The organism is Actinocorallia populi, from assembly GCF_002995495.1.
In the GTDB taxonomy this organism is placed as follows: domain Bacteria; phylum Actinomycetota; class Actinomycetes; order Streptosporangiales; family Streptosporangiaceae; genus Actinocorallia; species Actinocorallia populi.
Genome location: NZ_PVZV01000011.1, coordinates 47,505 through 66,930, shown reverse-complemented (window position 1 = coordinate 66,930; position 19,426 = coordinate 47,505). Strand labels below are relative to the sequence as shown.

Annotated in this window: 18 protein-coding genes; 9 read left to right on the top strand and 9 right to left on the bottom strand. The window is 70.9% G+C overall.

Translation table 11 applies throughout. The features are described 5' to 3' along the window. The first annotated feature begins 226 nt into the window (after positions 1-226). From C2865_RS34605 to C2865_RS34595, 3 genes are all read left to right on the top strand, one after another. On the top strand, positions 227-841 hold the full coding sequence (locus C2865_RS34605; protein ID WP_157964019.1) for a DUF4328 domain-containing protein: 615 nt from the start codon (positions 227-229) through the stop codon (positions 839-841). A 264-nt stretch (positions 842-1,105) separates the two neighbouring features. Next, positions 1,106-2,296, top strand: a complete 1,191-nt coding sequence (locus C2865_RS34600) for an FAD-dependent monooxygenase (RefSeq protein WP_106402871.1) — start codon at positions 1,106-1,108, stop codon at positions 2,294-2,296. A gap of 323 nt (positions 2,297-2,619) precedes the next feature. Further along, positions 2,620-3,864: a PP2C family protein-serine/threonine phosphatase gene (locus tag C2865_RS34595; protein ID WP_198653816.1), complete on the top strand. Its 1,245-nt coding sequence runs from the start codon at positions 2,620-2,622 to the stop codon at positions 3,862-3,864. Between the two features lie 16 nt (positions 3,865-3,880). Here C2865_RS34595 and C2865_RS34590 read toward each other — a convergent pair whose 3' ends face one another. The 3 genes from C2865_RS34590 to C2865_RS34580 form a co-directional block, all read right to left on the bottom strand. Next, complete coding sequence (locus C2865_RS34590) at positions 3,881-4,537, bottom strand: pentapeptide repeat-containing protein (protein ID WP_106402870.1); 657 nt, start codon at positions 4,535-4,537, stop codon at positions 3,881-3,883. 44 nt (positions 4,538-4,581) lie between these two features. Then, complete coding sequence (locus tag C2865_RS34585) at positions 4,582-5,376, bottom strand: SAM-dependent methyltransferase (RefSeq protein ID WP_106402869.1); 795 nt, start codon at positions 5,374-5,376, stop codon at positions 4,582-4,584. A 66-nt stretch (positions 5,377-5,442) separates the two neighbouring features. Beyond that, the gene (locus C2865_RS34580; protein ID WP_106402868.1) at positions 5,443-6,411 is read right to left on the bottom strand and encodes an SDR family oxidoreductase; all 969 of its coding nucleotides are present in this window, start codon (positions 6,409-6,411) and stop codon (positions 5,443-5,445) included. Between the two features lie 329 nt (positions 6,412-6,740). On the opposite strand from C2865_RS34580, the gene C2865_RS34575 reads away from it, so the two are divergent. Then, complete coding sequence (locus C2865_RS34575; RefSeq protein ID WP_198653815.1) at positions 6,741-7,523, top strand: SAM-dependent methyltransferase; 783 nt, start codon at positions 6,741-6,743, stop codon at positions 7,521-7,523. A gap of 78 nt (positions 7,524-7,601) precedes the next feature. On the opposite strand, the gene C2865_RS34570 is transcribed toward C2865_RS34575, so the two are convergent. Next, entirely contained in the window at positions 7,602-8,135 is a 534-nt protein-coding gene (locus C2865_RS34570) for a hypothetical protein (protein WP_106402866.1), read from the bottom strand. Positions 8,136-8,186: 51 nt separating this feature from the next. Between C2865_RS34570 and C2865_RS34565 the strand changes: the two genes are divergently transcribed. Both C2865_RS34565 and C2865_RS34560 read left to right on the top strand, forming a co-directional pair. Then, positions 8,187-8,645 carry a MarR family winged helix-turn-helix transcriptional regulator gene (locus C2865_RS34565; RefSeq protein WP_106402865.1) on the top strand — a complete coding sequence of 153 codons (459 nt, stop codon included), beginning with the start codon at positions 8,187-8,189 and terminating at the stop codon, positions 8,643-8,645. Positions 8,646-8,840: 195 nt separating this feature from the next. Then, positions 8,841-10,994 carry a hypothetical protein gene (locus C2865_RS34560; RefSeq protein WP_106402864.1) on the top strand — a complete coding sequence of 718 codons (2,154 nt, stop codon included), beginning with the start codon at positions 8,841-8,843 and terminating at the stop codon, positions 10,992-10,994. A 267-nt stretch (positions 10,995-11,261) separates the two neighbouring features. Here the strand turns inward: C2865_RS34560 and C2865_RS34555 are convergent, their stop codons facing one another. From C2865_RS34555 to C2865_RS34545, 3 genes are all read right to left on the bottom strand, one after another. Next, a complete protein-coding gene (locus C2865_RS34555) occupies positions 11,262-12,161 on the bottom strand; it encodes an LLM class flavin-dependent oxidoreductase (RefSeq protein WP_106402863.1) in 900 nt (299 codons plus the stop codon). A 42-nt stretch (positions 12,162-12,203) separates the two neighbouring features. Next, a complete protein-coding gene (locus C2865_RS34550; RefSeq protein WP_157964018.1) occupies positions 12,204-13,268 on the bottom strand; it encodes a ligand-binding sensor domain-containing protein in 1,065 nt (354 codons plus the stop codon). A gap of 71 nt (positions 13,269-13,339) precedes the next feature. After that, a complete protein-coding gene (locus C2865_RS34545) occupies positions 13,340-14,428 on the bottom strand; it encodes a DNA alkylation repair protein (RefSeq protein WP_106402861.1) in 1,089 nt (362 codons plus the stop codon). Positions 14,429-14,539: 111 nt separating this feature from the next. Here C2865_RS34545 and C2865_RS34540 point away from each other — a divergent pair, with 111 nt between their 5' ends. From C2865_RS34540 to C2865_RS34530, 3 genes are read left to right on the top strand one after another with little or no spacing between them, the layout of a single operon-like run. Next, positions 14,540-15,352 (top strand): polyphosphate polymerase domain-containing protein, encoded by an 813-nt coding sequence (locus C2865_RS34540; RefSeq protein ID WP_232835963.1) that lies wholly within the window; start codon positions 14,540-14,542, stop codon positions 15,350-15,352. Further along, positions 15,349-16,026, top strand: coding sequence for a DUF4956 domain-containing protein (locus C2865_RS34535; protein WP_106402859.1), 678 nt, complete (start codon positions 15,349-15,351; stop codon positions 16,024-16,026). The genes C2865_RS34540 and C2865_RS34535 overlap by 4 nt, the downstream gene beginning before the upstream one ends. Before the next feature lie 6 nt (positions 16,027-16,032). Continuing rightward, complete coding sequence (locus C2865_RS34530; protein WP_106402858.1) at positions 16,033-17,595, top strand: CotH kinase family protein; 1,563 nt, start codon at positions 16,033-16,035, stop codon at positions 17,593-17,595. Here the strand turns inward: C2865_RS34530 and C2865_RS34525 are convergent. Beyond that, positions 17,592-18,503 carry a hypothetical protein gene (locus C2865_RS34525; RefSeq protein WP_106402857.1) on the bottom strand — a complete coding sequence of 304 codons (912 nt, stop codon included), beginning with the start codon at positions 18,501-18,503 and terminating at the stop codon, positions 17,592-17,594. The genes C2865_RS34530 and C2865_RS34525 overlap by 4 nt on opposite strands. After that, positions 18,500-19,411 carry a hypothetical protein gene (locus C2865_RS34520; RefSeq protein ID WP_106402856.1) on the bottom strand — a complete coding sequence of 304 codons (912 nt, stop codon included), beginning with the start codon at positions 19,409-19,411 and terminating at the stop codon, positions 18,500-18,502. Before C2865_RS34520 ends, C2865_RS34525 begins: the two co-directional genes overlap by 4 nt. Positions 19,412-19,426: the final 15 nt, after the last annotated feature.

The following is a 19,426-nucleotide window of genomic DNA, read 5'->3' as shown; positions in this document are numbered from 1 at the left end:
CCGGAACGCCCCGGCCCCGGTCTCCTTACACGCGGCCCCTCATGCCTCGTCACACGGACCCGAACCCATCTACTCCGGCATGCTTTTCATATGGTCGGAAACCTGGTGCCGATGATGCTTTTTCGATAGATCATGCAACGTGAATTCCCCTGTGCCCCCGCCCGCGCGGTACCGGTCGACGCGTCCTGCCGAAAGGCTCGGCCCGGCGGTGGTGGGAGCGCTGGCGTTGACCGCGGTTCCGGCCGGGATCGAGGTGTTCTCGGCCGTCGCCTGGCTGGTGATCAGCCGGGGACTGCACGGTGACCTGCTGAATCTCAGCGCCGTCCAGCTGCAGACCTTCGCCGACCTGGACCGCGTCGCGGCGATCGGCGTTGCCGTCACCTGGCCCCTGTGCGCCGCCGTCTTCATCGTCTGGCTCTTCCTGGCCCGCGCCGACGTCGACGCCTTCGGCCGGCACGCCCAGAGCTGGGGTAGGCCCTGGCTGTTCTTCGGATGGGTTATCCCCCTGGCGAACCTGGTGATCCCGCACCGGATCGTCGCCGACCTGTGGATCGGCGGCAACCCCGCGGACGACGACGATCCGGAGCACACGTCCACCTCACTGGTCGACTACTGGTGGATGTTCCTCCTGCTCTCCTGGTTCGTGGGCAGGATCGCCGGAAACCTGGACACGCAGAGCGTCTGGGACTTCAACGTGCGGGCCTGCGCCGCGGTCGCCGACGGCGCGGTCACCATCACCGCGGCGGCCCTGGCCGCGCGGATCGTTCTTGGAGTGAACCGCGGACTGCGGGAGCAGGCCGCTACAGCGGGATCCGTCCCTGTCCCGACACCGCACGCCTGACACCGCGTTCCCGCGCGGTCACGTGACGGAGGACTTCGACCCCACCCGCTGTCCCTGGACGGACGGGGTATGCACTGCTCCCGTGCCGCTTCCGGTCTGGTGAGGCTGGAGGGACGGAGGCCGCCGGTCTACGGCTTCCCTCGCGTCGCGCACCGGGTTCTGTCAGCGGGCGGTCAGCGATCGATCAGCGGGTGGTCAGCGCAGGCGGCGAGGCTCTTGACCGTCGCCGGGACGGCCGGCGATGACCGAGCTGATGGAGTCCTCATGAAGAACACCCGTGTCCTCGTTTCCGGTGCCGGTATCGCCGGTCCTTCGCTCGCCTACTGGCTGGACCGGTACGGGTTCGAGGTGGCCGTCGTGGAGCGGGCGGCGGGGATCCGGCCCGGCGGGCAGGCGGTCGATGTGCGCGGGCCCGGGCTGGAGGTGGCCGAGCGGATGGGGGTTCTGGCGGAGGTGCGCGCCAAGGGGACCGGGATGCGGGGCATGTCCGTGGTGGACGGTGACGGCGTCGAGGTGTACCGGAGCCAGGAGCGCACGGTGAGCGGCGGGGAGCTGGACAGCGCCGACGTCGAGATCCTGCGTGATGACCTGGCGAAGATCATCGCGGCGGCGGGCGGGGACGGGATCGAGTACCTCTTCGACGACTCGATCGCCGTTCTGGAGCAGGACGAAGACGGGGTGCGGGTCGTGTTCGAGAGCGGTCTGCGGCGTTCCTTCGATCTCGTGGTCGGCGCGGACGGGCTGCACTCCCGCACCCGCCGTCTGGTCTTCGGCCCGTCCGAGGTGTCCATCCGGCACCTGGGGACCTGCATGGCGGTCTGCACGGTCCCGAACTTCCTGGGCCTGGACCACTGGCAGGTCATGCACCAGATGCCGGGAGGCGGGCTGCGCGGCGCCATGGTGATGAGCGCGCGCGACAACACCGAGGCCCGCGCCTACCTGATGTTCGACCCCGCCGGGACGGTCGACTACGACCACCGCGACGTCCGCGCGCAGAAGGAACTCGTGGCCCGGGAACTGGCGGGGGACGGCTGGGAGATGCCGCGCCTGCTGGAACTGATGCGCTCGGCCCCCGACTTCCACTTCGACTCGGCCGCCCAGGTCCACCTGGACTCCTGGTCCAAGGGCAGGGTCGTCCTGCTGGGCGACGCCGGCTACTGCGGGTCTCCCCTCTCCGGCCAGGGCACCACCATGGCCATGGTCGGCGGCTACGTGCTGGCCGGTGAGCTCAAGGCCGCCGACGGCGACCACGTCACTGCCTTCACCGCCTACGAGAAGGAACTGCGCGACTACGTCCACGCCAACCAGCAGGTCGCGATCACCAACATGCGTCAGCGCCGCGCGCAAATCGCCCAGGAGACCGCCGGCGCCGCCGAGGCCGCCGAGGCCCTGGCGGAGGCGGGCGCCGAGGAGTTCACCCAGGTCGTCGCCTCCTACTCGGTCAAGGACTACTGACCGCGGTCGTGTGCGGCCGGCCGTCCTTCACGAATGCCTCCGCCACGCGCCCGGAAACCATTACCGATCAGGAGAAATTCCAAGATCCTCCCATTAGCGCACCAGGCCCTATCCATACCGAACCGAAAATTCGGCGCACCGCACCGGAATCCGCTCCGCCCCCGGTCCGCGGAACGAAAAGGCCTCCCTCAGGTTTCGCCGGATACCATCGAAATCTCGGTACCGAGCCCGCAGCATGACCTAGAACACATATTCACATCATAAGAAATTGCCATAAAGGTGGGTACGGCCAAAGAACTCCAGGGGAACGGCAGGTGGGACCGATGGACGACGGCGGTATCGAGCGGATGCTGACGGGGCTGCTGAAGGTCAGCCATCTGGCGACCTTCGAGCAGCTGCCCTCGCTGGTCTCGGCGCACGCGCGCATGGCGGGCATGGAAGAGGTGCTGATCTACCTGGTCGATCTCCGGCAGAGCGTGTTGCGCCTGGTGACCGGCCACGGCCGGAACGCCGGTGAGGGCGCGGCCCCGGAGGTCTCCGAGCTGCGGGTGGAGGGAACGCTGGGCGGGCGCGCGTTCCAGGAGGTGCGCGTCCTGGGCACCAGAGGGCCTGAGGAGGCGAAGGCCGACGAGGACCGGTACTGGTGGGTGCCGCTGCTGGACGGCACCGAGCGGCTGGGAGTGATGCGGGTGCGCACCGCCGGGCCGGCGGGCGAGGACTCGGTGGTCCAGCGCATGGAGCATCTGGCCTCGCTGGTCGCCCTGATGCTGGTCAGCACCCGGCCCTACAGCGACTCCTACGCGCGGCTGGTGCGCACCCAGCGGATGAACGTGGCCGCGGAGATGGAGTGGAATCTGCTGCCTCCGCTGACGTTCGCCGGCGACCGGGTGGTGATCGGCGCGGTGCTGGAGCCGACCTACCAGCTCGGCGGGGACGCCTTCGACTACGCCGTCTCCGGCGACACCGTCCACCTGGCCGTCTTCGACGCGATGGGCCACGACGTGGCCGCCGGGATCACGGCGAACCTGGCGATGGCCGCCTGCCGCAACCAGCGCCGCCACGGCACCCCGCTCGACGAGGTCAGCCAGTGCATCGAGGCCGTCCTGCTGAAGGAGTTCGGGAGCCGCACCCGGTTCGTCACCGCGATCATGGCCGACCTGGACACCGCCACCGGCATGTTCACCTGGATCAACCGCGGCCACCACCCTCCGGTGGTGATCCGCGGCGGCCGCTGGACCACCAGCCTGTCCTGCCCGCCCTCGCACCCCATGGGCCTGGACATGGACCTGCCGGTCGTCCTGTGCACCGAGCAGCTCGAACCGGGCGACCGGGTCCTGCTGTACACCGACGGCATCGTCGAGGCGCGCGACCGCCACGGCCGCGAGTTCGGCCTGCAGCGCTTCGTCGACTTCGTCATCCGCCACATCGCCGACGGCCTTCCCATTCCCGAGACCCTCCGCCGCCTGGTCCGCGCCCTGCTGGACCACCACGACCAGCCCCTGCAGGACGACGCCACCGTCCTGCTCCTGGAATGGAAGGGCCCTCCGCCCGTGCCCCAGACCTGTTAGCCCCGGCTCCCGGCGTTCAGTCCTCCACGCGGATGCCCAGGGCCGACGCCAGGTCGTAGACGAGGCTCTGGGCGTCGGCGCTGGACACGACGGCGCCCTTCAGGGAGCCCACCCCGGCGATTCCCGACAGGTCGCAGCGGGAGAAGCGGTTCCCCGCCAGCTGGGCGCCGCTGAACTGGGCTCCGCTCAGCCGACATCCCTCGAAGCGGACACTCTGGAACCTGGCCTCCTGGAAGTTCGCCTCCTGGAGGTTGCAGTCGCGGAAGACCACGTTCCGCAGGTTCGCGAACCTGAACGAGGCCAGGTCCGCGCGGCAGCCCTGGAAGACCACCTCCCGCAGGCTGCAGTCCTGCAGGTTCGCCCCCGTCAGGCGGCAGCGGTCGACGAGCGTGTTGAAGACGAGGCCGCGCGGCAGCACCATGTTCGCCATGTCGGCGGACTCGAAGACGACGTCGGTCAGGCGGACGCCGTCGAGGACGCAACCGGAGACACGGGTCCCGGTGAATCTCGCCCGTTCGATCTCGACGCCGTCCGCCCGCGTTCCGGACAGGTCGCGGTCGCTGAAGTCGGTGGAGAGGTACACCCCGTCTTCCTCGAGGGCGTCACCCCGCTCCAGGGAGGCCGGAATCTTGGGAGCGATCGGCTCGCGCGTTCTCCCCTGGCGGACGGGCATGGCAGGAATACTATGCGAGCGACCGATCAGGTCCGGCTGATGTGTCAGGGCTTGCGGGCCACCCCGCCGAACTCGTCGATCTCGACGGCCTCGCCGATGTCGGTGGGCGCGGGGCGCCACAGGGGGCAGGAGACGACGCCGGGCGGCAGGAGCTCCAGGCCCTCGAAGAAGCCCTCCAGCTGCTGCGGGGAGCGCAGGATGTAGGGGGGCTCGGCGGAGCGGTTCCAGATCTCGATGGCCTCGGCGGACGCCGGGTCCACGACGTTGGTGGCGTCGTAGAGGACGAGGTGGCTGCCGCTGGGCAGGGCGTCGGTGAGGCGGCGGACGAGGGAGCGCGCCTCGTCGTCGTCGGTGATGTGGCCGAGGATGCCCATGAGGAGCAGGGCGATCGGCTCCTCGAAGTCCAGGGTCTCGGCGGCGCCGGCGAGGATCTTCTCGGGGTCGCGCAGGTCGGCCTCCAGGTAGGCGGTGGCGCCCTCCGGCGAGCTGTCGAGCAGGGCGCGGGCGTGGACGAGGACGAGCGGGTCGTTGTCGACGTAGACCACGCGGGCGGACGGGGCGGCGCGCTGGGCGACCTGGTGGGTGTTGTCGGCGGTCGGGAGGCCGGTGCCGATGTCGAGGAACTGCCGCACGCCGAGGTCGGCCGCGAGGTGGTGGACGGCGCGCTGGAGGAACTGGCGGGTGGCGCGGGCGAACAGCGCCATGTTCGGGATGACCTTCAGGATGTCGTCGCCGACCTGCCTGTCCACGGCGAAGTTGTCCTTGCCGCCCAGCCAGTAGTTCCAGATCCGGGCGGTCTGCGGGATATCGGAGTTGAGGTTGGGTGTCTCGTTTGTCATGAGTAACTTAATTACCGTATTAGCTCCGCTTTTGTCAGGATAGTTCGACTGGACACGGCCGGGAGCTCACCGGAGCGCGCGCCGCACCCCGGCCGCGGTGCCCGCCAGGGCCGCCACGGTGGCGGCACGACGCACGGCCGTCCGGCGTTTGCCGTGCCAGCCTCCGTCGATCGAGCCGCGCCCCGGAGCCGGGTCGTACAGGTTGCCGGTGGTGTCCTGCTTCGCCTCGGTCCGCGACAGCTGGGCGCGGTCCGTCTGCGCCGCCAGCATGCGCTCGGTGAGACCGGGCAGCACCTTGGCCTGCGCCATCAGGAGCCGGCCCGCGGACCCGACGACGACCTCCCTGCGGGGCACCCGGACCAGGTTGACGATCGCGCGCGCGACGCGCTCCGGCGCGTGCACCGGCGGCATCGCCACGGGGCGGCGTCCGGTGTAGTCGGCCGCGTGCTGGAAGAACGGGGTGTCGATGGTCGCGGGCATGACCGTGCAGACCCGGATCTTCCGGGCACCTTCGAGGGCGAGTTCCTGGCGCAGGCTCATGCTCAGGGCGCGGACGGCGAACTTCGACATGGCGTAGGCGTGCCCGTAGGGCGGGGGCACCGCGCTGACGATCGAGGAGACGTTGATCAGCACGCCCCGACCCCTGTCGCGCAGGTACGGCAGCGCCGCCCTGGCCCCGTGCACGTAGCCCATCACGTTGACGTCCAGCACCCGCCGGAAGTCGGCCAGCGGCACCTCGCCGAACGACCCGAAGACGGCGACCGCCGCGCAGTTGACCCACACGTCGATCCGGCCGAAACGCTCCACGGTCCGCCGCGCCACGTGGTCCACCGCACGCGCGTCCGTCACGTCGGCCGGCACCGCCCAGGCCCGCCCGCCCGCCCTCTCGCACTCCCGCACGGCCTCGTCGAGCGCCTCGGCGTTCCGCGCGGTGAGCACCACCGAGGCGCCCGCCCCGGCGAACGCCGCCGCCGCGGCCCGCCCGATCCCGCTGGAGGCTCCGGTCACCACCACGACCTTCCCCTTGACCTTCATCCCGCCATCCCCCTTGACGCGAGAGATCAACCTCTTCGCGGCGACCTGCCCCCACTGTCCCTCCTGCCCCACCTCCTCCGGCCGAAACGGGCCGGACACGGCGGCGGGCGGCCTCCCGGCGACGGCCGTGCGGCCGTACGCGCACCCTCGGCCGACGGTGATGTCCCGGCGCACGTGCGCCTCCGAGCGGAGAGGCCACACCCCTGGTGATATCCCCATAAGAGTGATGAAGGAGACTCTCTATTGGATCTTGTAATTTTCTGGCAAAGCGGACAATCTTGCGGTGAGCCCATCACCTCGAACTCGTCACAGTGTGCAAGGGAGCGACCGTGGCCGACGACGGACCCGAGATCGACAAGAGCGTTCCGCACTCCGCGCGGATCTGGAACTACTGGCTGGGCGGCGAGGACAACTACGAGGTCGACCGGGAGGCCGGTGACGCCTACATCGAGGTGTTCCCCGGCATCGTCGGCATGGCCAAGGTGGGACGGGCGTTCCTGTCGAGCGCGGTGGAGCACCTGGTCCGCGTGGAGGGCGTCCGCCAGTTCCTCGACGTGGGGGCGGGGCTGCCCGCCGCCGACAACACCCACCAGCTCGCCCAGCGGCTCGACCCCGCCGCGCGGATCGTCTACGTCGACCACGACCCGCTCGTCCTCGTCCAGGCCCGCGCCCTGCTGGCCGACGCCCCCGCGGACACGACCGCGTTCCTCGACGCCGACATGCGCGACCCCGGTCCCGTCCTGGAGCGCGCCGCCGCGACCCTCGACTTCGACCGGCCGATCGCGCTGATGATGATGGGCTGCCTCGGCCACGTCCCCGACGACGGCGAGGCGCTCGCGACCGTGCGGGGCCTGCTGGCCGGCCTCCCGTCGGGCAGCTACCTGGCCCTGTACGACGGCCACGACGAGAACGCCGCGCTGAACGAGGCCCAGCAGGGCTACGACGACACCGGGGCGATCCCTTACAAGCTCCGCGGCGCCGACCAGATCCGGGAGTTCTTCACCGGCCTCGACCTCGTCGGCCCCGGCTTCGTCCCTTACGAGGACTGGCCCGGCGCGCCCGCCGAGTTCAAGGGCCTGCCCATCGTCTGCGGTATCGGCCGCAAGCCCTGACGACCACCGCGGCGCCCCGCCCCATCCCGGCCCCGGCCGAGCCACGGCGGGGCGTCCGCGCGACCGCCGCCGGACGGATCACCGCGGCGGCGCCGCTCCGGCGGCCGAGGGGCCCGGAGCCGGAGGGGCGTAGGTCAGTGCCTCGCGCACGCACAGCACCACCCACACGAAGGCGAACGCGATCACCGTCACGTTCTTCACCAGGAGCAGCACCGCGAGGTAGAGGTCTTCGGCGCCGTCGGGCACCCAGGTGGCGAAGACCCGCTCGGGCAGGATGTTGAAGACCGCCGTCAGCGCCACCAGCATCGCGCTCTGCAGCACCAGGCTCGGCCACCGCTCGTCCAGGAACCTCCCCGGATCGCCCTTCGGCCGGACGGGCTCCTCCCGGAACGCCAGGCGGGCGATCACCGCCAGGAGCACCACCCGGACGGCCGTCGTCAGCACCTCCAGCAGGACCGGGACGAACCCCGAGAGGTCCGCCTGCACGGAGACGAACCGCTCCAGGCCTGGAATCAGCGAGATCCCCCCGATGACCGGAAGGTGGCGCCGGTAGAAGACCAGCGCCCGGCGGGGCATGTCGACGGCGAGGCGGAACTCGGTGGAGAATGCCATGACTTCAGCATACTAAATAGTTCAGCAGACTGAAATAATGGACGTGATGCGATGACGCCGCCCGCCGACCGGCCCGCCGACCCGGGCGCGATCCTCGGCCAGGAGTTCAGCGCCGCGGTCGTCCTCTTCCACGAGGCCGTCGGCCGCCGCCTGGGCCTCACCCCCGCCGACCACCGCGCCCTGACCCTGATCCGCCTCCACGGCCCCCTGACGGCCACCGCGCTGAGCCGGCTGACCGGCCTCACCCCCGGCGCCGTCACCGGCCTGGTCGACCGCCTCGAACACGCCGGCCTGGCCCGCAGGGCCCCCGACCCCGCCGACCGCCGCCGCACCGCCATCTCCGCCACCGGCGAACTCCCCGCCGACGTCATAGCGGCCTTCGCCGACCTGTCATCCCGCATGGCCGCCGTCACCGCCGCCTACGACGAACGCGAACTGGCCGCCATCGCCGACTTCATCCAGAACACCACCACCGTCCTGCGCGACCAGACCCGCCGCCTCTCCTCATGAGAGCGGCGACGCCCCTCCCCTCCCCCGCCCCAACGCGACCTCGATGCCGTCGAGAAGAAAGGCAAGCCCCTCCCCGAAGGCGGCCTCCCAGTCGTCACCGCTGAGGTGGCCGTGGTTTCTTCGCCGGGGCTCTGACAACGGGAGACCTGGCGAGTTACCGGAGGTGCGGCGGAGATTCTGGATACCCTCACCAGGATGGACGCCGAAGGAGGAGCCGCAGCGGCGGCGGAGGCACTGGCGGATCCCCGGCCCGCGGGGCGGACCGTGCGGCGGGCAGAGGTGGTGGCCGCCCTTCTCGCGTCCGGGGGCAGATGGACGCCCGCGCTCACCGCGGTGCCACTGGACTCCTTCGACGAAGATCCCTGCGCGCTGGACGTGGTGGTCGCCGCGTTGGCGCGGCGGAACGCGTGGGAGACCGCGTGCGAACTGGTGGAGGCGGCGCTGCTGCGGGCCTGCTCCGCGGGCGGCCAGGGACTGTACGAGGCGTTCTGGACGGCGGAGCGGTTGTGCGGGGAGTTCCGCTCGGCTCCGGCTCGGCTGCTTCCGGCGCTGCGTACCGTGCTCGCGTGGCGCGGCGAGGGGCCGCACGTCCATCCGTGGGTCGCTTCCCTGCCGGGGGACGCCGCCGAGCTGATCGGACAGCTCGGCACGGACGCCGCGCCCGCGTTGGACGCGCTCGCCTCACTCGCCGGTGACGCGGTCCCGCCCGAGAACGCCGACCGTGCCCTCGCCGCCCTCATCAGGCTCGGTGACGACCGAAGCCCGTCCCTGCTCGCCGAGAACCTGCCCGACCGCCCTCGCGCGCTGCGGTCAGCGGTGGACCACGGCCTGCCGTTCGCCCCCGTCCTGCTGACCGCGATCAGAGAACACCTGCGAACGTCCGCCTCCGGCGAAAACGAGCGGACCGCGGGCCCGCCGGAGGACGGAACCGAACGTTTTGCCCTGATGCTCGCCCTTCTGCGCTCCTGGGGGCCCCAAGCCCGCGAAGCGCTCCCCGAGCTGTGCGACGCCCTGAAAGGGGAGGCTCCCGCGACACCGCCCGCCGCCCGCACCGCTCCGGAACGGGCGAAGTCCGCAGCGGTCCCGAGCCAAGGCGCACCCCGAGGGCGGACACGGACCGCAGACCGGACACCGGCGCAGAGCACCCTCTCCAGCCGGGAGCGGGCGAGTGCCGCGACGACCGCCGACCGCCCCCTCGTCCCGGAACCGAGCCGAACACCGGCTGAGACGCGCACGCTCGACGACGGCGTCCTGGAGCGGCTGGCCGCGACCCTGGCCGCCGTCTGCGACTCCGAGACCGGGCGGAGGCGAGCCGAGGCTGCCCTGCGGCAGGCCGTGTCCGGCGGCGAAGCCCGGACGCGACTGGGAGCCGCCCGCGCACTGTGGCGGCTCACCGGGGACGCGGCGCCTCTCCTCGCCGAACTAGCCGTACTACTGGGCGGAAAGGCCACCCGCCGGTCCGTCCCCCTCCAGCAGAACACCACCGCGTACCGAGACCCGGGCGGGAAGAGCCCTCAAGAAGGCGAGACCCCACGGCAGAACACCGCCGCTGCGTACCGGGAGTCCGACGGCAAGAGCTCCCGGGAGGACAAGGCCCCGCGACAGAACACCGTCACCGCGTACCGAGAGCCCAGCGGGAAGAGCCCTCAAGAAGGCGAGACCCCACGGCAGAACACCGCCGCTGCGTACCAAGAGCCCGAGGGGAAGAGCTCGCGGGAGGACAAGGCTCTGCGGCAGGAGGCCGCGGAAGCGTGTCGTGAGCTGGGGGAGGACGCCCGGCCGCTGCTGGGCGTCCTGCTCGCGCTCCTGGCGCGGCCCAAGCCGCGCAGGCTTTTCTGGCTGGTCGACGTGGCCGTGACGGTCTGGCGGCTCACCGGCGAGAGCGAGCACGTGCTGCCCGTCCTGGACGCCGCGCTGGCCGCCCCCTCCTCCGCCGCCAAGGCCGTACGGGCCGTACGGGAGCTGGGGTCCGCGGCCTCCGGTCTCGCCGAGCGCGTCGCCTGCCGGCTCTACGACCTCTACGAGGTGCCGGAGACCGTCCGGGCGCTGGTCGGGGTCTGTTCGGACGGGCGGCGGCCGCCCGCGGGGTGTTCTCCCGCGCGGTTGATCGACCTTCTCCTCGCCTGCGCGGGTGAGGCGCGGGACCCTTCGCCCGCCTTCGAGGTCATCGCCGAACTCGGCGCGGAGCACCTGACCGAGGTCCACCGCAGGCTCCTGCACGGCTACGCCACCCACGAGCAGCGCGTTCCCCGCAAACACTCTCCGCACGACATCGCCGCCGACGGCGTCCTCCGTGCCGCTGCCCGCAACCTTCTGGTTTCGATCGGCGCGGAAGAAGCCCTCCCCTAAGAGCCCCTTCTCCCTCAGGCCGTCCGGCCTCTCCTTCGCGACCGTGCGAGGCCTCCATCACCGCCGTGCCGAGAACCCGCCCGTTGTCCACAGCCTGTGGACAACGGGCCCGCCCGCTCTCCCCGAGAGGGAAGATGGCCGCGACGGACCTTCCTCAACGGCGGGAATCCGGCGGGAATCCGGCCGGAAACCGCACGCCCCCGAACTCGGCAGCACGGGTCGAGGCCCGAGCCGGACGAGGAAGCCCGATCGGGGAAGGACGGCGGGTCAGGCGCGTTCGGCGGCCACGAGGGCGCGGAGGGCGGGGGCCACCTCCTGGCCGAAGCGCGTGAGGTCGAGGAGGTCGTCGGTCTGCAGGATGTAGCCGCTGAAGCCGTGGTCGAGGGTGAGGGCGGCGAGCTGCTCGACCCAGTGGTCGGGCGGGCCGTGCAGGAAGCGGTCGGAGGAGGGGAGCGGGGCGAAGGTGCCGGAGACGTTGAGGAGGCGGCGGACGGCGGTGGGTGCGCGGCCGGCCTGGTGGGCGGCGGCGTCGATGATGAAGTTCGACTCGGCGAGCTGGTCGAGGTCGCTCATGTAGGACAGGGAAGGGAGCCAGCCGTCGGCCTTCGCGCCGGTCAGGCGGAGCATGCGGGGCTGGTAGGCGCCCAGCCAGACGCCGATGTCGTGGGCGGGGGCAGGGCCGCGCTTGGCGCCGTCCACCGCGTGGAACTCGCCCTCCACGCGGAGGCGGGCGCGGTCGCCGGTGTCCCAGATGCCGCGGATGACGTCGATGGCCTCGCTCAGCGCCTGGACGGCCTGACCGGGGGTGAGGCGGCGGCCGCCCATCGCCTCGATGGCCTCCCAGAAGGCGCCGGCGCCCAGGCCGAGCTCGAAGCGGCCGCCGCTCAGCAGGTCCAGGCTGGCGGCGGCGCGGGCCAGCACGGCCGGCTGGCGCAGCGGCAGGTTGACGACGTTCCCGGAGAGATGGACGCGTTGCGTCCGGGCCGCGACGTAGGACAGCAGCGTCCAGGTGTCGAGGAAGCCCGGCTGGTACGGGTGGTCCTGGAAGGTCACCAGGTCCAGCCCCGCGGTCTCCGAGGCCTGCGCCAGGCGCACGGCCTCCTGCGGCGCCGCGTTGGCGGGCGTGAGGAAGGAACCGAAGATCAGATCGTGCCCGTAGTCCGGCATGTCCTTTCCAACCGCACCCGCCGGAACAAAGATTCCCGCCGCCTACGAACCGCACTTCATGATGAGCGCGGTGGTGTCCGTCTCGCCGTTGTCGTGCCCGCCGACCGCCCACAGGGACGCCTTCGTCCGCGGGATGCGCACCAGCCTGTTGACGGCCAGGGGGTGCTTGCTGTCGGGCACGCCCTTGATGGAGGCCTGAGACCAACGCCCCTTCTTGAAGTGGTAGATCCCTGATTGCGAAGCCGGGTGGCCGGGCCACGACGAGGCCCACAACCCGCCCGAGCCGTCAGGGACCAGGTCCTTCACCGCGGCATGGGGGGACTTCATCTTCTTCCAGGCCTTGCCGTTCCAGCGCAGCAGCGTGGAGCTCCCGGAGACCATCCCCGCCGTCCAGATCCGTCCGGCCGACGACGTCACCCCGTACAGCGTGCCCTCGCCCGGCACGCGGGTGCTCTTCCACTTCCTGCCGTTCCACACCGAGGCGCGCGGGATGCCGCTGTCGGTGTCACCGCCCACGGCCCACACCTTCGCCCCCGACGCGACGGCCGAGAACGCGGTGAACCCCATGTCGTGGACGCGCCACCTCTTCCCGTCGTAGTGCCCGGCCTTGCCCTTGAGGGTGAAGTACCAGACGTCCTTGGCGCCGCGCACCAGCAGGCGTTCGACGGTGTCGCCCTCGGGCAGCAGCCGCGCCCCCCACGCCCTGCCGTCCCAGTGCGCCACGTACGACCGCGTCATCTCCTCGTTCTGCCCGGCCAGCCACAGGTTGGTGCGGGACGAGGCGCCGAGGTCGCTGACGGACGAGTTCGCGATGCCCTCGGGGATCTCCTGCCTGTTCCACCTGGTGCCGTCCCAGCGCAGCAGGGCCGCCCCGCCCGCGCCCATCCCGTGTCCCAGCACCGACCAGGCCAGCTTCGGGGAGACCGCGGTGAGCGCGTCGAAGTTGGCGAGCCCGCCGTCGATGCGTTGTTTGACGTTCTCGGTCACCCGCCATCGGGGAGTGGCGCCGGCATCGCCCGCCAGGACCGTCGTGACCGCGACGGACGTGCAGACCGTGACGATCACGAACCGGCGTGCCAGAGCGGTCGGGGCCGTACCCACTGCCATGCGTCTTCTCCCGGATGTCACCTCGCCAGAACCCAGAAGGCCCCATACTGCATCACCCGGGAGCACCGTCACTACGGTTCTCCCACTCCGGTCTGATTTATGACCGTGAACGACGCGCTCGCCCTCACCTCCCCGTTGACGACAACCTCCAGGACGCGCGGACCCGGCGGCTCGCGCCGGGTGGTGACCGGCCGGTACGAGTGCGCCCTGACCAGGGTGAACCGCTCCCCCGCGACGGCGGCCGTGCGGTTGGCCAGGTGGAACGTGCGCCGCGAGCCGTCCCGGCGGAGCACGTACTTCAGGACGAGGGGTCCCGGCTCCTCCGCGCTGAGCGCCACCGTGAACCGCAACCGCCCGCCGACCGGCACCACCGGCTCGGCGATCTCCAGCCGTTCGACCCTCCCGTTGCCGGGCACCGCGCCCACCAGGGCGAGCGCCCCGGTGTCCCCGGCGCGCAGCAGCCCGCGCAGCGCGTGCCGGAGCACCGCCTCCACGTGGGAGCCGCCCTCGGCCCGCCACCGGGCGAGCAGCTCCACCGCGAACTCCGGGTGCTCCTTCGCCAGGTCGTTCACGTGGTTGGCCACCGAGCGCCGCACGTACTCGCTGGGGTCGTCCCGCAGCGCGTCGAGGACCGGCAGCGTCGGCCCCGGCTCCATCAGCCACCCCACCCGGGAGCCCCACGGCAGGCGCGCCCGGGTGCCCTCCGACGCCAGCCGCCGCAGGTGCTCGTCCGGTGACGACGCCCAGCCGAGCATGATCTCCAGCGCGTCCTTCCGGTGCCGCTCCAGCAGGGGCCGGACCGCGAACTCCGCGGTGGAGAAGGGCGTGATCACCGCGAGGGTCTCCATCGCCTCCTCCAGATGGGCGGTGCCGTGCGTCCCCACGTACTCGGTGGCGGGCCAGCCGCTCCAGAGGTCGAACCGCACCTTCTCGGCGCACTCCCGCAGGACGGCCCCCGCCTCGGGGAACGGCAGCGGCAGCCACCGCTCCAGTGCCCCTGCCACCCGCCGCACCCGTGCCTTGAGCTCCAGCCCGGCCAGCCCCGCCAGCGCGTCCCGCACGAACGCCTCGCGCTCGAAGGGCGTCCACACCGCCGCCAGCCCCTCGGCCAGGACACCGACCGACCCGGTGTTGATCCGTTCCTTCAGAGGTTCCGCCACCTCGGCATCCTCACAGGCGGCACTGACATTTCTGATCCGTTCCCAGAACGTTCACAGATGTTTCTCAGATTCGTGGGATGGCATATGCGCATCCGCCGGAAAGGAGACCCCATGGATCCCGGCCATGCCCTGCGCGCGCCGAGCAGGCTGCACGCGTTCAACCGGTACGAGATCAAGTACCTGGTCGACGCGGACCGGATGGACGGCCTGCGGGCCGACCTGGAGGCGCGGCTCGACCGCGACGCCCACAGCGGCCCCGAGGGCTACAGCATCTGGAGCGTCTACTACGACACCCGGCAGCTGCGCTTCTACTGGGAGAAGATCGAAGGCCTGAGGTTCCGCCGCAAACTGCGGATCAGGCACTACGGCGACCGCTTCGCCATCGGCGCCGACAGCCCGGTGTTCGTCGAGATCAAGCAGCGCGTCAACCGCGTCACCCAGAAACGCCGCGTGCGGATGCGCTACCGCGACGCCCTGCGGCTGTGCGACGGGCGCGAGAGGGTCGAGCACTCGGCCGACGAGGCGCCGTTCATCGACGAGGTCCTCGACCTCACGAGCCGCCTCGACCTGCGCGCCACGGCGATCACCGGCTACCAGCGGCACGCCTACCTGGGCCGCGGCGCCGACGTCGGCCTGCGCGTCACCTTCGACCAGCGCGTAAGGGGCCGCGACCGCGACTTCGGCCTCGGCGCCCCGGCCGAGAACCGCTTCATCATCCCCCCGCACAAGGTGGTCATGGAGGTGAAGGCGAACGAACGCGTCCCCTACTGGCTCACCGACCTGACCGCGAGCCGCGAACTCCAGGTCGTGCGGGTCTCCAAGTACTGCCAGAGCGTGGAGGCGCACGGCCGGGCGCCCCGTTCCGTCTTCCACGTCCCCGGCCACGACGTCCAGTTCCCCCTGACGAAGGCACCGACCCCGTGAACCTCGACTTCCAAGACCTCTCCGGCACCTTCAGCGTGCTCGACGTAGCCCTGGCGATGTCCCTCTCGTTCGTCCTGAGCGTGATCATCGGCTTCGTGTACCGGGCGACGCACCGCAACGTCTCCTACAGCCAGTCCTACGTGCAGACGCTCGTCATCCTCGGCATGCTCATCTCGCTGATCATGCTGGTGGTCGGCTCGAACATCGCCCGCGCGTTCGCCCTGGTCGGCGCCCTGTCGGTGGTCCGCTTCCGCAACGCCATCAAGGAGACCCGCGACGTCGGGTTCATCTTCCTGGTGATGGGCGTCGGCATGGCCGCCGGCACCCGCTTCTACGTGCTGGCCGTCGTGGCCTGCCTGGCCATCTGCCTGGTGGTCGTGCTGATGCACCGGTTCAACTGGTTCGCGCTGAACGTGCAGCGCCAGGTCGTCAAGGTGCAGGTCCCCTCCGACGAGGACTACAGCCACACCGTCCAGGACGTGCTCATCCGGTACACCGACGAGTTCGAGCTGGTGAGCATGGAGTCGATCCGCGGCGGCGCGCTGGTCGAGCTGATGTACACCGTGCGGATCAAGAAGGGCGGCGAGCCCGGCGAGCTCATCGCCGCGCTGCGGGCCCGCAACGCCGGCCAGCCCGTCACCGTCCTGACCGGCTACGACCAGACGGACCTGTAGGCGGCCATGCCCCTTCCCCCGCACCGGCCGAAGTTCCGGCACCGGCTGCCCGTACGGCTGCGCCACCACTGGCGGCTGGTCGCCGCCTCCGGCGCCTTCGTCCTCGTCCTCGGCGTGGGCCTGGGCACCGAGACCATCCGGCCCTACGCCACCACCGCCGAGATCGCCGCGGCCGAGACCGTCACCCAGGACATCGCGGGCCTGGAGGACGTCTTCGACCGCTCCGCCGCGCACGACGTCACGCTCACGTTCAAGGACGCCGCCTACGAGGACATGCTGGAGGAGTACTTCGAGGACGGCGGCAAGAAGTACGTGGAGGCCGACCTGGTCATCGACGGGACCGCGGTCCCGAGCGTCGGCGTCCGGCTGAAGGGCAACTCCACCCTCATGGGCCTGACCTGGAAGGGCGAGACGAGCGGCGCCCGGGGCGGCGGGCGGCCCGCGGGCATGGAGCCGCCCGGGGGGACGGCCGTGCCGGAGGGAGCGGCTCCGCCGGAGGGAGGCCGGATGCCGGAGGGCCTCGCTGAGGGCGGCCCGCCCGGAGGCGGCGGCCGGCAGCAGCTCAAGGCCGAGGAGCCGGAGGACCTCCCCTGGCTGATCAGCTTCGACGAGTTCGTGGACGGCCGCCGCTACCAGGGCCTCTCCCAGCTCGCCGTCCGCCCGTCCCTGAACGGTTCGACCCTGCTGAACGAGGCTCTCGCCCTCACCCTGACCGGGGAGGCCGGCGAGCCGACCCAGGAGTACGCCTACGGCTCCTTCACCGTCAACGGCCGCTCCTCCGCCCCGCGCCTGCTGATCGGCCACCCGGACGAGGCGTACGCCGAGGAGCTCGGCGACGGCGTGCTCTACAAGTCACTGGCCTCCGGCTCCTTCACCTACAAGGGCGAGGACCAGACGGACTACGCCGACGACTTCAAGCAGATCAACCGCAAGGGCGCCCGCGACCTCCAGCCCGTCATCGATCTCATCAGATGGACGGAGGACAGCTCCGACGAGGAGTTCGCCCAGGGCCTGGCCGACCGCCTGGACACCGAGTCCTTCGCCCGCTACCTGGCCCTGCAGAACCTGATGACCAACTTCGACGACATGAGCGGTCCCGGCCGCAACTACTACCTCTGGTACGACCTGACCGCGAAGAAGTTCAAGGTCGTCTCCTGGGACCTCAACTACGCCTTCAACGGCGACGCCGAGGCCGGCGCCACCGACTCCCTCGCCATGGGCGGCCGGAACGGCGGCCGCCCGCAGGGTCAGGCCCGGCAGGACACGCAGGACCGGCGACCGGCCCGGCAGGACCACCCCGGCGGAGGCATGCGCATGGGTCACGCCCTGAAGGACCGCTTCCTGAAGAGCGCCGCCTTCAAGGACGTCTACGCCGAGCAGTACCGGCTGCTCTACCGGGACCTCCTGGCCGACGGCACCGCCGCGTCCGTCCTCGACGGGATCATCGAGTCCTACCGGCTCAACGAGGGCGCCGACACCGACCGCGCCGCCTCCGACGCCGCCGCCCTCCGCACCACGCTGCGGGCCCGGATCGAGTCCCTGAGCACGGACGAGACCGTCACCGGCTAGCCGCCCCTCCTGGTCTTCTCGGGCGGAATGAGCTGGAGCCTGATGTCGGCGGAGTTCTCGACCACCAGGACGCGGCCGTTACGCGGGGACCAGGGGACCGGGACGAGGAAGAGGCGCCGGTCGGACTCGACGAGCAGGTGCAGGTCACCGTAGCGGTGCCGGAACTTCCGGCCCTCGCCCAGGTCGGTGTGGTCGACCTCGCGGGGCAGGCTGTCGATCGCGTCCTGGGTGTAGAGGACCACCTTCGGGTGGAGCGGCAGGGTCCTGGCCGTCTCCACCCCCCTGTTCCTGCCGTAGAGAGCGGCTGCGAGGTTGCACGTCCAGAAGAGACCCGCGATCAGCAGGATGAGAAGGGTGGCCCGGATGATGTCCACGGCTTCGGGGGGAAGCCACCGGGCTCTTCCCCGGCGTTCGGCTCTGGCCTGCCAGAGCCAGAGCCCGTACCTCAGTGCCAGCGCGCTCAGCATCAGCAGTACGGGGGTCTCCAGTGGCCGGTTCGTCAGGGGGGTGTGCGTGTGGAAGACGACCACCAGCACGATGGCCAACATCACCAGTCCCGTGTAGAACAGCGCCAGGCTGATCCAGCCGGTGACGGCGTCCCTTCGGGGATCGGCGATGAGCCATCTGCCCACCAGATACAGCCCCACTCCGACCAGCGTGGCGAGCGCGAGCGTCAAGATCGCCTTGAACACCGCCTCCGACCCGTAGAACAGCAGATCGGTCGACGAGGGGTTGACAAGGTCGAGGGGCGCGCCGAAGTAATTGAACCTGGCCCTGGTCGCCAGATAACCGAAGTACAGGAGCAGTGCCGTGACGAGCGTCGTCGGCGCGACGACGCTGATGATCGGCGCCAGCCGCGCCATGAGCGGCTCGTGTTCGGGCTCCTTCTCGGTGTTCTGCTCCGTCATGACGCGGGCACCTGGGGCGGAGGCGGGCCTTCATCCGGGTCCTGGGGGTTCTCGGGCTCCTGTCCCGGTTGTTCATCGGTGTCGTCCGGCCCTCCGGGATACGGCGTCTCATCGGTCGGCCCCGGCTGCTCCGTCTCGGTCACGGGAGGCGGAGTCACCGTCTCAGGAGGCGGGGTCACCGTCTCGGTCCTCTCGTCCGGGGCCGGCTCGGTGGTGGGCTCCCCGGTGTCCGGGACGGGCCCGGGGGCGGGTGTCCTGTCGTCGGGCTCCGCCTTCACGGCGGTCAGCTCCGCTTCCTTCGTGGTGATCTGGAACTCGGAATCGGACTTGGGGAACTGACTCTCCTGCTCGACGGTCAGCGCGAGTGGTTTCTGCTCGCTCGGGTTCAGCCCTTCCTTCAGCAGCTGGCACGGGGCGATCTCCCGCGAGGCGCACATGACCTCGGTGGTGACGCCGAGGCTCCCGTTCGGGGTGCCGGATGCCACCAGGCGCACGCCCAGCGAGCAGTTCTCCCCCGGTTTCAGCACGACACCCGTCGCGCACGGCACGACCCGGGCGAGAGCGAGGAGGCCATTGCGTCCGCTCCCTCCGGGAGCCTGCGTGCCATCGCCGCAGTCCTCCTGCTCGTAGACGTCCGGCGGCCCCGCCTCCGCCTTCTTCACCGTGACCGGCAGCCGCTCCCCCTTGTTCTTCAGCATCAGGCAGGCCTCGTCACCGTCGAAGCCCTCCTCCGACCAGCCCTCGACCGTGTACTGGTTGTCGATCGTCGCCCCGCTGACCGGCCAGGTCGTCCCTTCCTTGCCCGGTTTCCTGGAGATGGTGAGGACCACGACGAGGATCACGCTGGCGGCGAAGACCACGGCTATCAGAGCCGCCAGCAGCGTCTTCTTGTTCTTCAAGGCATCCATATGTTTCCTCCGGCC